The 17573-nt window shown below is 63.4% G+C and carries 17 protein-coding genes; 10 read left to right on the top strand and 7 right to left on the bottom strand.

Translation table 11 applies throughout. From position 1 onward, the window contains the following. Positions 1-367 (bottom strand): DNA mismatch repair endonuclease MutL (gene mutL / locus DH10_RS26390; protein ID WP_192385534.1); only part of this gene is annotated, 367 nt, incomplete at its 3' end. 45 nt (positions 368-412) lie between these two features. Beyond that, positions 413-1315: a LysR substrate-binding domain-containing protein gene (locus tag DH10_RS26385; protein WP_192247768.1), complete on the bottom strand. Its 903-nt coding sequence runs from the start codon at positions 1313-1315 to the stop codon at positions 413-415. Positions 1316-1405: 90 nt separating this feature from the next. Between DH10_RS26385 and DH10_RS26380 the strand changes: the two genes are divergently transcribed. The 4 genes from DH10_RS26380 (at position 1406) to DH10_RS26365 (ending at position 5822) form a co-directional block, all read left to right on the top strand. Continuing rightward, a complete protein-coding gene (locus tag DH10_RS26380) occupies positions 1406-2956 on the top strand; it encodes a trimethylamine methyltransferase family protein (protein ID WP_192247765.1) in 1551 nt (516 codons plus the stop codon). A gap of 44 nt (positions 2957-3000) precedes the next feature. After that, entirely contained in the window at positions 3001-4650 is a 1650-nt protein-coding gene (locus tag DH10_RS26375) for an ABC transporter substrate-binding protein (protein ID WP_192247762.1), read from the top strand. Between the two features lie 100 nt (positions 4651-4750). Beyond that, positions 4751-5224 carry a DUF3828 domain-containing protein gene (locus tag DH10_RS26370; protein WP_192247759.1) on the top strand — a complete coding sequence of 158 codons (474 nt, stop codon included), beginning with the start codon at positions 4751-4753 and terminating at the stop codon, positions 5222-5224. A gap of 4 nt (positions 5225-5228) precedes the next feature. Then, complete coding sequence (locus tag DH10_RS26365) at positions 5229-5822, top strand: YqhG/Tai3 family protein (RefSeq protein ID WP_192247756.1); 594 nt, start codon at positions 5229-5231, stop codon at positions 5820-5822. Between the two features lie 11 nt (positions 5823-5833). Here DH10_RS26365 and queF read toward each other — a convergent pair whose 3' ends face one another. Next, complete coding sequence (gene queF / locus DH10_RS26360) at positions 5834-6295, bottom strand: preQ(1) synthase (RefSeq protein WP_192247753.1); 462 nt, start codon at positions 6293-6295, stop codon at positions 5834-5836. A 141-nt stretch (positions 6296-6436) separates the two neighbouring features. On the opposite strand from queF, the gene DH10_RS26355 reads away from it, so the two are divergent. After that, positions 6437-8482 carry an FAD-dependent oxidoreductase gene (locus DH10_RS26355; RefSeq protein ID WP_192247749.1) on the top strand — a complete coding sequence of 682 codons (2046 nt, stop codon included), beginning with the start codon at positions 6437-6439 and terminating at the stop codon, positions 8480-8482. A 112-nt stretch (positions 8483-8594) separates the two neighbouring features. Here the strand turns inward: DH10_RS26355 and DH10_RS26350 are convergent, their stop codons facing one another. After that, positions 8595-9002, bottom strand: coding sequence for a hypothetical protein (locus tag DH10_RS26350; protein WP_192247746.1), 408 nt, complete (start codon positions 9000-9002; stop codon positions 8595-8597). A 174-nt stretch (positions 9003-9176) separates the two neighbouring features. Here DH10_RS26350 and DH10_RS26345 point away from each other — a divergent pair, with 174 nt between their 5' ends. Beyond that, the gene (locus tag DH10_RS26345; protein ID WP_246506064.1) at positions 9177-9575 is read left to right on the top strand and encodes a MarR family winged helix-turn-helix transcriptional regulator; all 399 of its coding nucleotides are present in this window, start codon (positions 9177-9179) and stop codon (positions 9573-9575) included. 6 nt (positions 9576-9581) lie between these two features. On the opposite strand, the gene DH10_RS26340 is transcribed toward DH10_RS26345, so the two are convergent. Then, on the bottom strand, positions 9582-10307 hold the full coding sequence (locus DH10_RS26340; RefSeq protein ID WP_192247743.1) for a polysaccharide deacetylase family protein: 726 nt from the start codon (positions 10305-10307) through the stop codon (positions 9582-9584). 208 nt (positions 10308-10515) lie between these two features. Then, the gene (locus DH10_RS26335; RefSeq protein ID WP_192247739.1) at positions 10516-12585 is read right to left on the bottom strand and encodes a putative bifunctional diguanylate cyclase/phosphodiesterase; all 2070 of its coding nucleotides are present in this window, start codon (positions 12583-12585) and stop codon (positions 10516-10518) included. Positions 12586-12874: 289 nt separating this feature from the next. Here DH10_RS26335 and DH10_RS26330 point away from each other — a divergent pair, with 289 nt between their 5' ends. From DH10_RS26330 to DH10_RS26320, 3 genes are read left to right on the top strand one after another with little or no spacing between them, the layout of a single operon-like run. Further along, positions 12875-14062 carry a glycine C-acetyltransferase gene (locus DH10_RS26330; protein WP_192247736.1) on the top strand — a complete coding sequence of 396 codons (1188 nt, stop codon included), beginning with the start codon at positions 12875-12877 and terminating at the stop codon, positions 14060-14062. Between the two features lie 52 nt (positions 14063-14114). Next, positions 14115-15149, top strand: a complete 1035-nt coding sequence (gene tdh / locus DH10_RS26325) for an L-threonine 3-dehydrogenase (RefSeq protein WP_192247733.1) — start codon at positions 14115-14117, stop codon at positions 15147-15149. Next, positions 15143-15571 carry a hypothetical protein gene (locus tag DH10_RS26320; protein WP_246506062.1) on the top strand — a complete coding sequence of 143 codons (429 nt, stop codon included), beginning with the start codon at positions 15143-15145 and terminating at the stop codon, positions 15569-15571. The genes tdh and DH10_RS26320 overlap by 7 nt, the downstream gene beginning before the upstream one ends. Before the next feature lie 9 nt (positions 15572-15580). Here the strand turns inward: DH10_RS26320 and DH10_RS26315 are convergent, their stop codons facing one another. Continuing rightward, positions 15581-16036, bottom strand: a complete 456-nt coding sequence (locus tag DH10_RS26315) for a MarR family winged helix-turn-helix transcriptional regulator (protein ID WP_192247729.1) — start codon at positions 16034-16036, stop codon at positions 15581-15583. A gap of 132 nt (positions 16037-16168) precedes the next feature. Here DH10_RS26315 and hmgA point away from each other — a divergent pair, with 132 nt between their 5' ends. After that, positions 16169-17482: a homogentisate 1,2-dioxygenase gene (gene hmgA / locus DH10_RS26310; protein ID WP_192247726.1), complete on the top strand. Its 1314-nt coding sequence runs from the start codon at positions 16169-16171 to the stop codon at positions 17480-17482. Positions 17483-17573: the final 91 nt, after the last annotated feature.

The raw sequence follows: 17573 nt of genomic DNA, 5'->3' as shown, positions 1-17573 counted from the left end.
TACCGATCTCGGCCGCGCTGTCGCCGGCGGCCGTGCGCGAGCGGATCGACAGCCGCGCCACCGAGCCGATCGACGGCAGCGCCTCGCCGCGGAACCCCAGCGAGCGGATGTCGTGTATGTCGTCGGAGAGCTTCGAGGTGCAGTGGCGGGCAACCGCCAGCGCCAGTTCCCGCTCGGGAATGCCGGAACCGTCGTCGGTGACGCGAATAAGCGAAAGCCCGCCGCCGGCGGTGACGATCTCGACTCTGCTTGCGCCGGCATCCAGCGCGTTCTCCACCAGCTCCTTCACCACGCTCGCCGGACGCTCGATCACCTCGCCGGCGGCGATCTGGTTGATCATTGTTTCGGAAAGCTGGCGGATGGGCATTGGGCGATTATAGGCGGATTCGAGTGCAGCGGGGGAGGGGCTACTTCACGCCTGCGCCACCAGCCAGTCCCTGACCTTGCGCGCGTTGTCGCTGAGCTCGCGGTTCTTCGGCCAAATCACATAGAACACGATGCCGGTCCTCAGCACATGGTCGGTCACCGGCACCAGCAGGCCGGAGGCCACGAGGCGCTCGACGAGATGGCGCCAGCCGAGCGCGATGCCTTGTCCCTCCATGACCGCCTGGATCACCAGGGCGTAATCGTTGATGCGCAGCCCGCGCTCGGCGTTGCGAAGATTGGTTCCGGCGGACGCGAACCACTCGTCCCAGTTCGCGGCCTCGCGATAAGGCTCCTCGAGGTGGATGAGCCGGTGCGTGGCCAGTTCCGCGACGGTCCTCGGCATGCCGAACTTGGCCAGATAGCTGGGGCCGGCGACCGGGAAGATCTCCTCGTCGGCCAAGGGCAGCGAGTGATAGTCCATCCACCCCCGCGGCTCGCCGCCCCGCACGCCGAGCGGGATGCCTTCGGCGATGATGTCGAGGTCGCGGTCGGCGGTCTGGATGCGCAGATCGATGCCAGGCAGCTCGTCGCGGAACTGCTGCAGGCGCGGCATCATCCAGAACGAGCCGAAGGCGGTCGAGGCGGCAAGCGTCACATGGCCGCCGGTTGCCTGCAGGCGAAGGTCTTCGGCCGACTTGCGGATATGCGACAGGCCCAGCGAGACATCGGCATGGAAGCGCTCGCCTGCCTCCGTCAGGATCACCTGGCGGTGGCGGCGCTGGAAGAGTTTGGCGCCGAGCTGTTCCTCCAGCCCGCGCACCGCGTAGGAGACGGCCGCCTGCGTCATGCCGAGCTCTCGCCCGGCGGCGGTGAAGCTCGACAGTCGGCCCGCCGCCTCGAAGACGATCAGGCTGCCGGCCGAGGGCAGGAGGTGGCGTAGGCTTCGCATAAGGAGAGCTTATACAAGAGATCAGGATTTTCCAGCGTCACAGCCATATTTTGTCTCGCTAACTTGCCATAGCGGGAAGAAGGAGGCTCCATGAACGCACCGGCCGCTGAATTGACTGAACCGACCCACCGTCGCGGCGGCGGCCGCCTTGGGCGCAAGGCGCTGAGAAGCGCGCCGGTCGCATCGTTTCCGACCCTTGTCCGGCAGATTCCCGCCTACGAGATCGTCCCCGACGAAGCAGTGGAACTGATCCATCAGGAATCGCTCAAGATCCTCGAGGAGGTGGGTTGCGAATTCCGTGACGACGAGGCGATCACGCTCTGGAAGGCGGCGGGCGCCGATGTCAAGGAAACGCGTGTCCGTATCGACCGCGCGCTCCTGATGGAGCTCGTCTCGAAGGTCCCGCCGGAGTTCACGCTCAACGCGCGCAACCCCGAGCGCACAGTTCGCGTCGGCGGCAAGAACTCGATCTTCGTGCCGATGTATGGCGCGCCCTATGTGCGCGACCTCGACAACAAGCGGCGCTACGGCACGCTTGCCGACCTCAACAATTTCCATAAGCTCGCCTACATGGCGCCGGCGCTGCATTCCTCGAGCTCGATCATCTGCGAGCCGATGGAGATCCCGGTGCCGAAGCGGCACCTCCACATCATCCATTCGGCGCTCAGGCACTCCGACAAGCCGTTCATGGGCATCGTGACGTCGAAGGAGCGGGCCGAGGATACGATGGCGATGGCGGGCATCGTCTTCGGTGAGGACTTCGTCCGCGACAATCCGGTGCTGGTGGCGATCACCAACTGCAATTCGCCGCTGGTGTGGGACGCCACTATGCTCGACGCCATGCGGGTCTATGCGCGTCACAACCAGCCGCTCATCCTGGCGCCCTTCGCGCTGTGCGGCGCCTCGACCTCGGCTTCCGCCGTCGGCGCGGTCGCGCAGGTCAACGCCGAGGCGCTTGCGGGCGTCGCCTTCACCCAGCTCATCCGTCCCGGTTCGCCGCAGATCTACGGCCAGTTCATGGTGACGGTCGACATGAAGACCGGCGCCCCGATGGGCGGCACGCCGGAAGCCGCCCAGATGATGTATCTGATGGGCGCGCTGGCGAGAAAATACAAACTGCCGTGGCGCACCTCCGGCTTCCATGTCGGCTCCAAGCTCAACGACGCCCAGGCCGGATACGAGGCGAACATGCTGATGCATGCTGCGATCCTCGCCGGCGCCAATTACATCTGGCACTCCGCCGGCTGGCTCGAGGCCGGCCTTACCTGCGGCTACTCGAAATTCGCCACCGACTGCGAGCAGCTCATCGGCTGGTACAAATATGCCGGCGGCGTCTCGTTCGACGATTTCAAGGACGCTCTTGCCGCGATCCGCGAGGTCGGTCCGCAAGGGCATTTCCTCGGCACGCAGCACACGCTCGAGCATTTCGAGCGCGCTTTCTTCATGCCGAGTATAATGGACTTCAACTCCTTCGAGCAGTGGAGCGCCGAAGGGGCGAAGGACCACGACACGCGGGGTCGGGAGAAGGCGCGCAACATGCTTGCGGACTATCAGGAGCCGAAGCTCGACGAGGGCGTCGCCGAAGGTCTCAAGGATTTGATCGCGCGGCGCGAGGAAAAGCTGCCTGACAGCGTTAGTTAACAGAGAGCGGGCGAAGAACCCGCCGAACCAATGGGAGAAAGAAAATGACACTTTTCAGAAGCAACGGTGATCGAGTCCCCGCCACCATCGAGGCGATGGCGCAAGAGACGCGCGCGGGCCGCATGGACCGGCGTGAATTCCTGGCGTTGGCGAGCACCTTCGGCGCATCGACGGCTTTCGCCTATGGCATGATCGGCCTTGCCGCGCCGACAAAAGCCCTGGCCGAGGAGCCGAAAAAGGGTGGAACGCTGCATGTCTCCATGTCGGTCAAGGCGCAGAAGGATCCGCGCACCTATGACTGGACAGAGATGGCAAACGTCACCCGCAGTTGGCTGGAGCCGCTCGTGCGTTACACCCACCAGTTCACTTTCGAACCGGTGCTGCTCGAGAGCTGGGACGTCAATGACGACGCCACCGAATACACGCTGCATCTGCGCAAGGGCGTCACCTGGAACAATGGCGATGCCTTCAACGCCGACGACGTGGTCGCCAATCTGAACCGCTGGTGCGAGAAGGGGGCTTCCGGCAATTCCATGGCGGCACGCGTCGGCGCGCTGGTCGACCCAAAGACCGGTAAGGCGAAGGACGGCGCTATCACCAAGGTCGACGACCACACGGTCAAACTGAAGCTGTCCGAACCCGATATCGCGATCATACCGGGCTTCACCGACTATCCGGCGCTGGTCGTGCATCGCGACTTCGACAAGGATGGCGCCGACCCGATCAAGAAGCCGATCGGGACCGGAGCGTTCGAACTGGTCTCCTACGATGTCGGCCAGAAAGCGGTCGTCAAGCGCCGCGAGAACGGCAAGTGGTGGGGTGGCGAAGCGCCGCTCGACGGCGTCGAGTTCATCGACTACGGCACCGACTTCAACGCCACGCTGAATGCCTTCGATTCCGGCGAAATCGACCTCGATTTCGAAACGCCGGCCGACTTTATCGACGCCCTCGACAAGATGGATCTGGTGAAATCGGAGGTCGCGACGGCGACCACGCTGGTTGCCCGCACCAACATCACGCACAAGCCCTATGACGACCAACGGGTCCGCAACGCGCTGCAGATGGCCGTCGACAACAACGCCGTCATGCAACTCGGCTACGCCGGCCGCGGCACGGTCGGCGAAAACCACCACGTCAGCCCGATCCATCCCGAATACTATCCGCTGCCCAAAAAGACCCGGGATGCCGCCGGCGCCAAGAAGCTGATGGCGGACGCGGGACAGGCCGACTTCGAGCACGAGCTGATCACGGTCGAGGACGAGTGGCAGAAGAACACCGGCGACGCGATCGCCGGCCAGTTGCGCGATGCCGGCATCAAAGTGAAGCGCACGGTGCTGCCCGGCTCGACCTTCTGGAACGATTGGACGAAATATCCCTATTCCTTGACCATCTGGTACATGCGCCCGCTCGGCGTCCAGGTGCTGGCGTTGGGCTACCGCAGCGGCGAGGCCTGGAATGAAACGGCCTTTTCCAACCCGGATTTCGACGCCAAGCTCAAGCAGGCGCTGTCGCTGGCCGATCCCGCCAAGCGCAAGGAGGTGATGAAGGACGTCGAGCAGATCCTGCAGGATTCCGGCGTCATCATCCAGCCGTTCTGGCAGAAGCTCTACTGCCACATGAACAAGAAGGTGAAGAACTACGCAATGCACCAGACCTACAAGATGGACTTCCAGAACGTCTGGCTGGAGAGCTGAGGCAGGCAGCGCAAGGACTTCATGCGCCGCGAAAAAGCCGATATGCAGGATGCGTGGTGGTGATCTTGCCACCACGCCGCCGAACATCCGGAGATCCTGCATGAGACCGATAGTGCTGGCCGCTGCCATGTCGATTGCCTTGCCCGCCGCGGCGCTCGCCGGGCCGGCTTCCAAGGCCGTGAAGTTCTTCTACGTGCCGTCAGTGAAGTTCGAGGCGGACGCGAATTACCGCGACCGCTTCACCGAGCCGGTCACCAAGCTCTTCGCGGCCAACGACAAGGCGCAGAAGGAGAAGCCCGACGAGGTATCCTGCATCGATTTCGACCCGGGCCTCGACGCCCAGGATTTCGATCAGAAGACCGTGTCGAAGACGTTAAAGCTCACCGAGGCCGTCAATGGCGACACCGCCGAGGTGACGGCAAACTTCAATCTTTTCCCGGAAGGCGATGACTCCAAACGTGAAATGGTGTGGTCGCTGAAGAAAGTGGACGGCAAGTGGAAGATCGCCGACATCGCCTCCAAGACCAGCGACTGGACGCTCAGCGCGCTGGGATGCGGCTCCTCGACGGAGTGATCCCGTGCTTCGTCGTCTCGTCCTGGCGCTGTCGATACCATCGATGCTGGTCGCGGGGCTGAACGGCGCCTCGGCGCAGGGGCTGTTCGGTTCGCCGCCGCCGAACGCTTCCTCAGGCGACAACGCGCCGGCTGACGACAAGTCGCCGCCTGCGGTCGACAAGTCGCCGCCAGCCACAACGCCGCCGGAAACCAAGCCAGCCGCGCCCGTCTTGCCTGGCTCGCCGACAGCGGTGGTGAAGCCCTTCTACGAGCATCTCGGGCTGGAATTGGACCCGGCCCAGCGCAAGAATTTCATCGATCCGGCGAAGAGCGTGCTCGACAAGAGCGATGCACTCAGAGCTTCGGGGCAGGGCGAATGCCTCGATCCGAACATGGCGCTCGACAACGCCGACTACGACAAGCTCGCCATCGACGGGAGCCTGAGGACCATCGAGGCCGTCAATGGCGACGAGGCCAAGGTGGTGGTGGCCTTCGTCGTCGAAGGCCATCAGCATCGCCTCGAATGGAAGCTGAAGAAGATCGGCGGCGCCTGGAAGATCTCCGACCTTCTGTCGGTGACGGGGGAATGGGCGCTCAGTCAATACCAGTGCGAATGACGGTGACCAGCTCAGCCCCTTCCACGGTATGGCGCGACGCCGGTGTCGGGCAGCCAGGCGTCCTTCGGCGGCGCGCCGGTCTGCCAGAAGACGTCGATCGGGATGCCGCCGCGCGGGAACCAGTAGCCGCCGACGCGCAGCCAGAGCGGCTTGGTAGCCTCTACGATGCGGCGGCCGATCATGACGGTGCATTCCTCATGGAAGGCGCCATGGTTGCGGAACGAGGTCATGAACAGCTTCAGCGACTTCGATTCCACCAGCGTCGTGTCCGGCGCGTAGTCGATGACGATGTGGGCGAAATCGGGCTGGCCTGTGACCGGGCAGAGCGAGGTGAATTCCGGGCAGGTGAAGCGCACGATCGCCGGCGGTCCGTCGCCGCGAGTGAACGGTACGGTCTCCAGGACCGCCTGTTCGGGGCTTTGCGGCGTCTCGACGTGCTTGCCGAGCTGGGTGAGGTTCTTTGAATCAGTCATGGGCGGCTCCTTGCTCCCAGCCGCTGGAAGCGCAATTCAACGGCGGCGGGCGCGAAACGAAGGTTGAAAGAAGCGTTGCAGTCCTCTCGGGCGCAGCGCGTTTGACCGCTCATTAGCACAATTTGAAACGGCAGGAAGACGATGACCAGCAACGACCCGCTTCTCCAACCTTACCAGCTCAAGCACCTGATGCTGAAGAACCGGGTGATGTCGACCAGCCATGAGCCGGCCTATTCCGAGGATGGCATGCCGAAGGAGCGCTACCGGCTCTATCATGCCGAGAAGGCCAAGGGCGGCATGGCGCTGACCATGACGGCGGGCTCGGCGATCGTGTCGCGCGACAGCCCGGCCGCCTTCGGCAACCTGCATGTCTATGACGACCACATCGTTCCCTGGCTCGCCGAGCTTGCCGACGCCTGCCACGAGCATGACTGCAAGGTGATGATCCAGATCACCCATCTCGGCCGCCGCACCGGCTGGAACAAGGCCGACTGGCTGCCCGTGCTTTCGGCCTCACCGGTGCGCGAGCCGGCGCATCGCGCCTTCCCGAAGACCATCGAGGACTGGGATATCGAGCGCATCGTCGCCGACTATGCTGCCGCCGCCCAGCGCTGCCAGGCGGCCGGCCTCGACGGCATCGAGTTCGAGGCCTATGGGCACCTGATGGACAGCTTCTGGTCGCCGGCCACCAACCAGCGCGACGATGATTTCGGCGGCTCGCTCGACAACCGGCTGCGCTTCACCAACATGGTGCTGGATGCGGTTCGCGCGACGGTCGGGGAAAAATTCGTCGTCGGCATCCGCATGGTCGCCGACGAGGATTTCGAAAAAGGTCTCCCGAAGGAGGAAGGCGTCGAGATCGCTCGGCGGCTGGCCTCATCCGGTAAGGTCGATTTCCTCAACATCATCCGCGGCTCGATCGAGACCGACGCGGCGCTGACCAAGGTCATCCCGGTGACCGGCATGCGCTCGTCGCCGCATCTCGACTTCGCCGGCGAGATTAGGGCCGCGACGAAGTTCCCGACCTTCCATGCGGCGCGCATTTCCGATGTCGCTACCGCACGCCATGCGATTGCCACCGGCAAGCTCGACATGGTCGGCATGACGCGCGCCCACATTGCCGATCCCTATATCGTGAAGAAGGTGATGGAGGGCCGCGAGCACGAGATCAGGCCGTGCGTTGGCGCCACCTACTGCCTCGACCGCATCTATGAGGGCGGCGAGGCGCTCTGCGTCCACAATGCCGCGACCGGCCGCGAAGCGACGATCCCACATGTCATCGCCAAAAGCGAAGGGCCGAAGAAGCGGGTGGTCGTCGTCGGGGCCGGGGTCGGCGGGCTCGAAGCGGCTCGGGTCGCCGCCGAACGCGGCCATCAGGTGACGGTGCTCGAAGCGTCGAGCCAGGCTGGCGGCCAGGTGCGGCTCGCGACGCAGAACCCGCGCCGCAAGGAACTGATCGGCATCATCGACTGGCGGCTCGCCGAGCTTGATCGCCTCGGCGTCGAGGTGCGCTACGACACATGGGCCGAGAAGGACGACGTTTTGGCGCTCTCGCCGGACGTGGTGATCGTTGCCACCGGTGGCTTGCCGCAGAACCCGCCGTTGACGGCGGGCGACAATCTCGTCACCTCGAGCTGGGACATCATGGCCGGCAGCGTCAAGCCGGCCGAGAATGTGCTGCTCTATGACGACAATGGCGGCCATCAGGGCATGGGCGCGGCGGAATTGATCGCCAACAGCGGCGCGAAGCTGGAGCTGGTTTCGCCCGAACGCTTCTTCGCGCCGGAAATGGGCGGCCTGAACCACGTGCCCTATATGCGCGCCTTCCACGAGAAAGGCGTCATCGTCACCATCAACACCCGCCTGCGCTCGGTGCGGCGCGAGGGCAACCAGCTCATCGCCGAGCTTGCCTCCGACTTCGCCGACGACTGGCGCGGCGAGCGGCGTGTCGACCAGGTGGTGGTCGAGCACGGCACGGCACCCCTCGACGACCTCTACCTTGCGCTGAAGCCGCTGTCGAAGAATGGCGGCGCGGTCGACTATGAGCGGCTGGTGAGCGGCGGTGACATCTTCCCGGCGCGCAATCCCGAAGGCGGCTTCGTCGTGTTCCGCATCGGCGACGCGGTCGCCTCGCGTAACATCCACGCCGCCATCTATGACGGCATCAGGTTCGGGATCAGGATCTGACCACTGCTTGTCGGGTGGCGCGCAGCCGGCCTCCGCAAGGAGAGCCACCTGCTGCTTCGGTCGGTTGCGCGCCGCGCATGGCGCCGGACTGGTGCCGGCGACGTGCGATATCTCAAAACATCCTGGCGGTTGCCATGCAGAGCACGGTGATGACCAGCAGCCCGCCGGCGATCCGTTCGCCCCTGGTCATTTTTGCGCGCAGCTGGGTTTGCATCGCCGCATCGGCGCCGGCCAATTGCCTGCTGGCGGAGCCCACAAGCGCGCCCTGCACGCCGGCGGCGATCAGCGCCGTCAGGATGCCCAGAGCCAGCACCTTTTCCATCGAGCCAAAAACACCCTCATGGAAGAAATACCAGAGCAATATGCCGGTCAGAAACACCACACCGGAGGCGCCGAGTTGCGGCCGGATGAAGCGCTCCGCCTTGATCTCCGGATCGCGGGCAACCGCGACGGTCGTGCCGGCCCAGAACACGCCGGCCATGACGTGAAGGCCGATGACGACGATGTAGACATATTGCATGACCGAATTCCTCTCTACCGCCCGCCGCCGCGCGTCGCAGCATGACGCGACGCCATCAATAAGACAAAGTTAGATATCTAATGATTAGATGTCAATGCATGGCATATGGTTTCGTCCATCAACTGCTTGCTCTACTGTCCGGCCATGACGCCATTTGATCGCCCGCCAGTCGGCATGAATCTCGCCCGTACCTCCAAGATCGTGGCGCAGGCCTTCGACGCCGCGCTGGTTGAGGCCGGCGGAACGCTACCAGTCTGGGTGACTTTGCTCTCCGTCAAGTCGAAGGAGTTGGCCAACCAGCGCGAGCTTGCCGGCATGATCGGAATCCAGGGCGCCACGCTGACCCATCATCTCAACACCATGGAGGCGCAAGGGTTGCTGACGCGCCGCCGCGATCCGCAAAATCGTCGCGTGCATCAGGTCGAACTGACGGAGGCCGGCGAGACGATGTTCGAGAAGCTGCGGCTGGCCGCGATCGCCTTCGACAGGCGGCTGCGGGCCGGAATTCCCGACGAGAAGCTGGCCGAGTTCGCGGAAGTGCTTGCAGCACTTCGCGGGAATGTCGGGGGTTAAACAGCCTTAGTCATGGGTCGCGATGGCGCCGAAGGCGTGGTGACGCAGCTTGAGCGCGGCGATCAGCGCCGTGAACTTGGCCTTGCCATCGAAGGCATCCTGGAACATCTCGTCATGCATCAACAGGATCAGCCTGCCCGGCTTGGCGAAATGGCCGTAGCCGAATAGGTGGTCGATCTCGCTCACCAGATGATCGACGCTCTGCACCGGCTTGCCGCTGTCTTCATGCACCCATTCATGGTCCCAGCCGTAGAGCCAGAACCCGGACGCGGCGACGAACTCGTAGTCGGGATCCTCGCGGCCGGCCTGCGCCAGCCCGAGCGAGTTGTCGTCCTTCGACATCGACGGCAGCCGGAACACGTCGCGCCCCGGCAGCCGCGCATGCACGGCGGGCTTCAGGCCAAGCACTGCGTTGGCCTTCAGCATGTCCGCGACCACGCCCTCGGTGTCGCCGTAGAAATGCCGGTAGTGGTTGTAGGCATGGCTGTAGCTGTGGTTGCCGATCGTCACCAGCGGCACCCGCTGCACCAGCGCCCGATTGGTCGCATTGGCCTCGGCATGCATGCCGACCATGAACAATGTTGCCGGCACCTGCTCGGCCTGCAGCACGTCGAGGATGTTGGCGGTGCCGTTCAGCGGACCGTCGTCGAAAGTGAGATAGATCGTCCGGTCGGCGGCGAGCGCCGGAGACGCAAAAAGAAGCAACACCAAATGGGCAAGGCGAAGCGGCATCCGAAATCCCGATTGCGATCGCACAAGGCCGCCATGGCTATCAGAAGTTGTCAAGTTGGGCGTTATCTACCCAAAGATATGCTGGGGTCCTGGTCAGGCCGAGTCGAGAATTCCGAGAACCGGAGCGAAACGTACTTAACGTAGGTGAGACCGGAAGCGCAGGAAGCCGCCGTTTGCAAGGCCGGCCTCACCTGAATATCTGCGCATCTCAGGCGAGGCTGCCCTGCAGCACTTTGAGCTTCGCCTTCTTCGGGCTGCGCGCCTGCAGCCATTCGCGCGCCTTGTCCTGCGGCATCGGGAAGGCGATCGAATAGCCCTGCACCTGGTCGCAGCCGATCGCCATCAGTGAATCGAGTTCGGCCTCGGTTTCGGCGCCCTCTGCGACGATCGAAATGCCGAGCCCGCGGGCAAGCTCGGTGATGGCGCGCACGATCTTGGTGTTGTCGCCGTTCTCGTTGATGTTCTGGACGAAGCGGCGGTCGATCTTCAGCCGGTCGATCTCGTTGGGGTTGACGTGGCTGAGCGAAGCATAGCCGGTGCCGAAATCGTCGAGCTCGAGATGGACGCCGGCGGAGCGGATGTGCCTGAGCTTGGCGGCGATGCCGGTCTTCTCGTCGTCGAGGATGACGGATTCGACGATTTCCAGCGACAGCTTTTGCGGCGCGAGCCCGGCCCGCTCCAGCGTTCCGAACAGGAACTTGTCGAAATCCGACTCGCGAAGCTCGGTGCCCGAGACATTGACGGCGATGCGCCCGAAATCGATGCCGGCGCGGTCCCATTCGGCGGCTTCATTGATCGCCTTGGTGATGACGATGCGGCCGATGTCCGGCATGAAGCCGCACTTTTCCGCCACCGGGATGAACTCGCCGGGCGAGATCATGCCGCGCACGGCATGCTTCCAGCGCACCAGCGCTTCGATGCCGCTGATCTTGCCGCTGGTGAGCGACACCTGCGGCTGGAAATAGACCTCGAAGGTCTCTTCCGCGATCGCGGTGCGGATGTCCTGTTCGAGCTGCTTGCGATAGTCGAGCTCGCGCCGAAGCTCCTCGGAGAAGAAGGAGAAGCTGCCGCCGCCCAGCTTCTTGGCCGAATAGAGCGCGAGGTCGGCATGAACGAGCAGATCCTGCGCATTGTCGGCATCGACCGGGTAGACGGCGATGCCGGCGCTGGCGCCAGGCATGATGGTCGCGCCCTGGAAGGTGATCGGCTCGTTGATCTCGCCCAGGATGCGCTTGGCCAGCGCATGGATGTCCTCGGTGGTCCCGGCGCCGTTGAGGATCATCACGAATTCGTCGCCGCCGAGACGGGCGCAAAGATCCGAAGCGCGGCAGGAATCGCGCATGCGCTGGGCGGTGACGACGAGCACATAGTCGCCGGCGGGGTGGCCGAGCGTGTCGTTGATCTGCTTGAAACGGTCGAGGTCGAGCTGGATCACCGCCAGCCGCTCGCGGCGGCGATGCGCGCCCTTGATCAGCGTGTCGAAATGATCGGTGAGGAAGGTGCGGTTGTGCAGGCCGGTCAAGCCGTCATGCACCGCGATGAAGGCCATCGAATTGCGGGCGTCGACTAGCTCATGTGTCTTGCGCAGGATGGCCTTGGACATCGGCCGGAAGATGAACAGCGCCACCAGCACGATGACGCCGATGGTGGCGAAGAACAGCGTGCGGTGCAGGTCGAGCATTTCATCCGACCGCTCGGTGGCAAAGGCGCTGATGCGCTGGCCGAGCGCGGCATAGCCGGACAAGGTCGCATTGGCGACGGAGGCGTCGAGGCCGACACGCTCGCCGCCGCCCTTGTAGCCGTCGCTTTGCATGCCGAGCTGGGATGCGAATGACGAAACCAGTCGGTCGCCGTTGGCGATAAGGCCGACCGAGAAATAGTCGAGATGGAACGGCTTGCTGAACAGCACATATTCGATCGATTTCGGATCGTTGCGGGCAGGCGATAGCGGATCGGCGCCGGTCTCCTTGAGCAGCCGGTCGTAATTGGTCTCGAACTCGCCCGTTGCCTGCTTGAGCGCGGTGACGAGCGCCGGCTGCTTGTCGCGCGAGGCAGCACCGGTGGCGCTGGCCAGGAAGACGATGCGCTGCGACAGTGCCTTCTGCGTGGAAACGATATCGAGAAGCGCATCATTGTGCTGCTGCTGCGCCATCAGCTGCTGCAGCAGAATGAAGGAGGCCATCACCATGGCGGCAATGATCGTGAGCGCCAGCCAGTAGCCGGTTTTGATGAGCAGAATCAGCTTGCGCGAAACGTTCTGCACTGGCTGCTGCGACATAATTCGGTGACCCCTCCGGTCGACGGATTCCTGCCCTGGATTTCGTGGCGGGAAGACCCTTGACGTGAAAGGGTTAACAGGGCGGCAAGCCGGTGCGGCGCTCACCCCGACGGCGTGACAAAGCTGACAAGATGGTTATCGCGTCCTTTCAGGCGTTGTCGGCATTTGAGCGCATCGTTCTCCCACGGTGAGCAGGAAGCTTTCGCTACGCCACCGAAGCGGTCGTTTTTGCGATGGATTTTTCTTGCCCGCGGCGCGACAGTCCGCGTCAAACGAACAGGACCGGACCATGAGCGCAGCGTTTCTCTCTCACATCGACAACGAGCTTCAGGGCCTGAAATCGGCCGGACTCTACAAGTCCGAGCGGGTCATCTCCTCGATGCAGTCGGCCGAGATCGAGGTTGCCGGCCAGAAGGTGCTGAATTTCTGCGCCAACAACTATCTGGGCCTCGCCGACAGCCCCGAATTGCGCGAGGCGGCGAAGCAGGCGCTCGACCGCTACGGCTACGGCATGGCCTCGGTTCGCTTCATCTGCGGCACCCAAGAGGAGCACAAGGCGCTGGAAGCCACAATCTCCTCTTTCCTCGGCATGGACGACACCATCCTCTACGGCTCCTGCTTCGACGCCAATGGCGGCCTATTCGAGACGCTGCTCGGCGAGGAGGACGCCGTCATCTCGGACGCGCTGAACCACGCCTCGATCATCGATGGCGTCAGGCTCTCCAAGGCCAAGCGCTTCCGCTATGCCAACAACGACATGGCCGATCTCGAAGCGCGGCTGAAGGAGGCGAAGGACTGCCGTTTCCGGCTGATCGCCACCGACGGAGTCTTCTCGATGGACGGCATCATCGCCAACCTGCAAGGGGTGTGCGATCTCGCCGAGAAATACGATGCGATGGTGATGGTCGACGACAGCCATGCGGTCGGCTTCGTCGGCAAGAACGGCCGTGGCTCGGCGGAGCATTGCGGCGTCGAGGGCAGGGTGGATGTCATCACCGGCACGCTCGGCAAGGCACTGGGCGGCGCTTCCGGTGGCTATACGTCGGGGAAGAAACAGGTGGTCGACTGGCTGCGCCAGCGCTCGCGACCCTATCTCTTCTCCAACACGCTGATGCCGGCGATCGCCGGTGCCTCGCTGAAAGTGTTCGAGCTGATCCGCAATGGCGGCGCGCTGCGCGAGCGCCTATATGCCAATGCGGAGCGTTTCCGCTCTCAAATGGGTAAGCTGGGCTTTACGCTTGCCGGTGCAGATCATCCGATCATCCCGGTGATGCTGGGCGACGCGGCGCTGGCGCAGGAGATGGCGCAGCGCATGCTGAAGCGCGGCATCTATGTCATCGGCTTTTCCTTCCCGGTGGTGCCGAAGGGCCAGGCGCGCATCCGCACGCAGATGTCGGCGGCCCATTCCAGCGCCGATATCGATCGCGCGGTCGAGGCATTCGGCGCGATCGGCAAGGAACTGGGCGTGATTTCCTGAACGGCCGACATCGAAAAGCTGCTCCGGATCAAGAGATTCGAGGAACAAAAGAATGTCCAACATGATGAAGGCGCTGGTGAAGGCCAAGGCCGAGCCGGGCATCTGGATGGAAGAGGTGCCGGTGCCGGAGATCGGCCCCAACGATGTGCTGATCAAGGTCAAGAAGACCGCGATCTGCGGCACCGACGTCCACATCTACAACTGGGACCAGTGGGCGCAGAAGACCGTGCCCGTGCCGATGGTGACGGGGCATGAATTCGTCGGCACGGTCGCGGATTTCGGCGCCGCGGTCACCGAATACAAGGTCGGCCAGCGCGTCTCGGGCGAGGGCCATATCGTCTGCGGCCACTGCCGCAACTGCCGCGCTGGGCGAGGGCATCTCTGTCGCAACACGCTCGGCGTCGGCGTCAACCGTCCGGGCGCCTTCGGCGAATACATGGCGATCCCGCAGCACAATGTCGTGCCGATCCCCGACGACGTGCCGGACGAGATCGCCGCCATCTTCGATCCATTAGGCAACGCCGTCCACACGGCATTGTCCTTCGATCTGGTCGGCGAGGACGTGCTGGTCACCGGCGCGGGGCCGATCGGCATCATGGGCGCGCTGGTGGCGCAATGCGTCGGCGCGCGAAAGGTGGTGATCACCGACATCAACCCGGTCCGCCTGGACCTGGCGCGCAAGCTCGGCGTCCAGCATGTCGTCGACGCCTCGAAGGAGAAGCTGCGCGACGTGATGCCTTCGATCGGCATGACAGAGGGCTTCGACGTCGGGCTGGAGATGTCGGGCGCAGCACCCGCCTTCCGCGACATGATCGACACCATGAACAATGGCGGCAAGATCGCCATCCTCGGCATCGCGCCGACCGGCTTCGAGATCGACTGGAACAAGGTGATCTTCAAGATGCTGCATCTGAAGGGCATTTACGGCCGCGAGATGTTCGAGACCTGGTACAAGATGATCGCCCTGGTGCAGGGCCCGCTCGATGTTTCGGGGCTGATCACCCATCGCATCGGCATCGACGATTTCCAGATTGGATTCGATGCGATGCGGAGCGGCAGTTCGGGTAAGGTGGTGATGGATTGGTAGGCCGGTTATCCTTCCGTCACCTGAATCCGGACTGGAACGCAGAACCCAACGCTCCCGATGTAAAGCTGACTGTCGAGGGCAATACGGTTCAGCTTACCTTTCTGTTGAACTCGTGGGCCTACGACGCCCGCAAAGCAGAGACGGGGACGCTTCGTTTCATCGGTTGCAGTCGTTGGCGATGGGACTCCACGAACGATCACGCCTGGTTCGCAGGCAGGGGCCTTTACAGCAAGCAGGCTCCCAAATGGGGTGAGTTCTACGAGGTGATCGGCGATAGTCGGCCAATCGGTGAGGACGACTGGGAAGTTCTGTCGCCCGATGGACCTAAGTCGCTGCAGTTCTTGTTTTATTTTCGAGATGACACGATTGAAGTTGTAGCCGAAGACTGGTCGCTTGCTCGACAAATGCCAGGCGCTGGCTAGACTTCTTGTTCAGTACTTGGCCCAGGCTCCACCCAATCGACCCTCCAACGCAGCAACGCCCTTGACGATTGCAGCGCGCTCCTCCGCGCTAAGCCTCGCCAGCAACTCCCGTTCAAACGCGTTGGCCAGTGACACCATCTCCCGATAGGCCGCGAGCCCAGCCCTGGTCAGCGCAAGATGCTCTATACGGCGGTCGTTCCTGTCCGGATTGCGCGTCAGCCAGCGCCGTCGCTCGAGCTCGGCCACCGCCCGCGACACCTTGGTCTTGTGCATCGCCGACTGCTCGCCGAGCTCCGTCGCCGTCATCGTGCCGCGCTGGCCGAGGCCCGACAGCGTGCGCCATTCCGGCCGCGTCAGGCCGTGGCGCTCCTTGTAGATCTTCGAAAATTCGCGGCTCACCGTGTCGGCCAGCCGGTAGAGGCGGTACGGCAGGAATCTTTCGAGTTCTAGGATTTCCGGTTCCATCAGGACCACCATCGGGGCAGCGTTCGCCGTTGATAGTTACATTTTCAATGGTTACAAATGAAACAAATTTGGTCAACATTGCCGGCAAGCCAAGCTTCGTGAGGCCTGGATACCGGGATCATGGAGGATCGGATGGCCTTTTCCTACATGCCGGGTTTCGGCAACGATTTCGAGACCGAGACGCTGCCCGGCTCGCTGCCACAGGGACGCAACTCGCCGCAGCGACCGGCCTATGGCCTCTATGCCGAGCAACTGTCGGGCTCGCCCTTCACCGCGCCGCGCGGCACCAATGAGCGCTCCTGGCTCTACCGCATCCGCCCGAGCGTAAAACACACTGGCCGCTTCAAGGGGGCCAACTATCCCTTGTGGAAGACTGGACCAAACATCGGCGACCATGAACTCGCGCTCGGCCAATACCGCTGGAACCCGATGCCGATGCCCAGCGAGCCGACCGACTTCATTTCCGGCATGCGTACCATGACCACGGCCGGCGACGCGGTCGGCCAGTCCGGCATGGCGGCGCATGTCTATATCGCCAACCGCTCGATGGTCGACGACCATTTCTTCAACGCAGATGGCGAATTGTTGATCGTGCCCCAGGTCGGCGCGCTGCGCTTCGTCACCGAGATGGGCGTCATCGAACTCCGGCCCGGCGAGATCGCGGTGCTGCCGCGCGGCCTGGTCTTCAAGGTCGAGTTGGCCGACAAGGAGGCGCGCGGCTATGTCTGCGAGAACTACGGCGCCAAGTTCACCATGCCAGACCGCGGCCCGATCGGCGCCAACTGCCTGGCCAACCCGCGCGATTTCAAGACGCCCTGCGCCTGGTTCGAGGAGAAGGAGACGCCCTGCCGGCTGATCGTCAAATGGTGCGGCACTTTCCACGTCACCGAGCTCGGCCATTCGCCGCTCGATGTCGTCGCGTGGCACGGGAACTACGCGCCCTATAAATATGATCTGGCGACGTTTTCGCCGGTCGGCGCCATTCTGTTCGATCATCCGGATCCGTCGATCTTCACGGTGCTGACGGCGCCGAGCGGCGAGGAAGGCACGGCCAATGTCGACTTCGTCATCTTCCCGCCGCGCTGGCTGGTGGCGGAAAACACCTTCCGTCCGCCATGGTACCACCGCAACATCATGAGCGAGTTCATGGGCCTGATCCACGGCCAGTACGACGCCAAGGAGGAAGGTTTTGTTCCCGGCGGCATCAGCTTGCACAACCAGATGCTGGCCCACGGACCCGACGCGTCCGGTTTCGAGAAGGCGACGAATGCCGACCTGAAGCCGGTCAAGCTCGACAACACCATGACCTTCATGTTCGAGACCCGCTTTCCGCAGATGCTGACGCGCTACGCCGCCGAGCTCGACACACTGCAGGAGAACTACATCGACTGCTGGGCCGACCTGAAGAAGCGTTTCAACGGCACGCCCGAGGGCGACTGGTCCTGATCGGGCTGCCATTAGCGGGAAAACTCGAGCAGGTGGCTTGACGATCGCTCGCAACGGCCTTGTTGTGGATCAGCGGCACAAGACCGCGCGA

The sequence above is a fragment of the Mesorhizobium silamurunense genome (genome assembly GCF_014843825.1).
GTDB classification, from domain to species: Bacteria; Pseudomonadota; Alphaproteobacteria; order Rhizobiales; family Rhizobiaceae; genus Mesorhizobium; species Mesorhizobium silamurunense.
The sequence above is the reverse complement of the archived record's forward strand: the minus strand, read 5'-3'. Positions and strand labels throughout refer to the sequence as shown.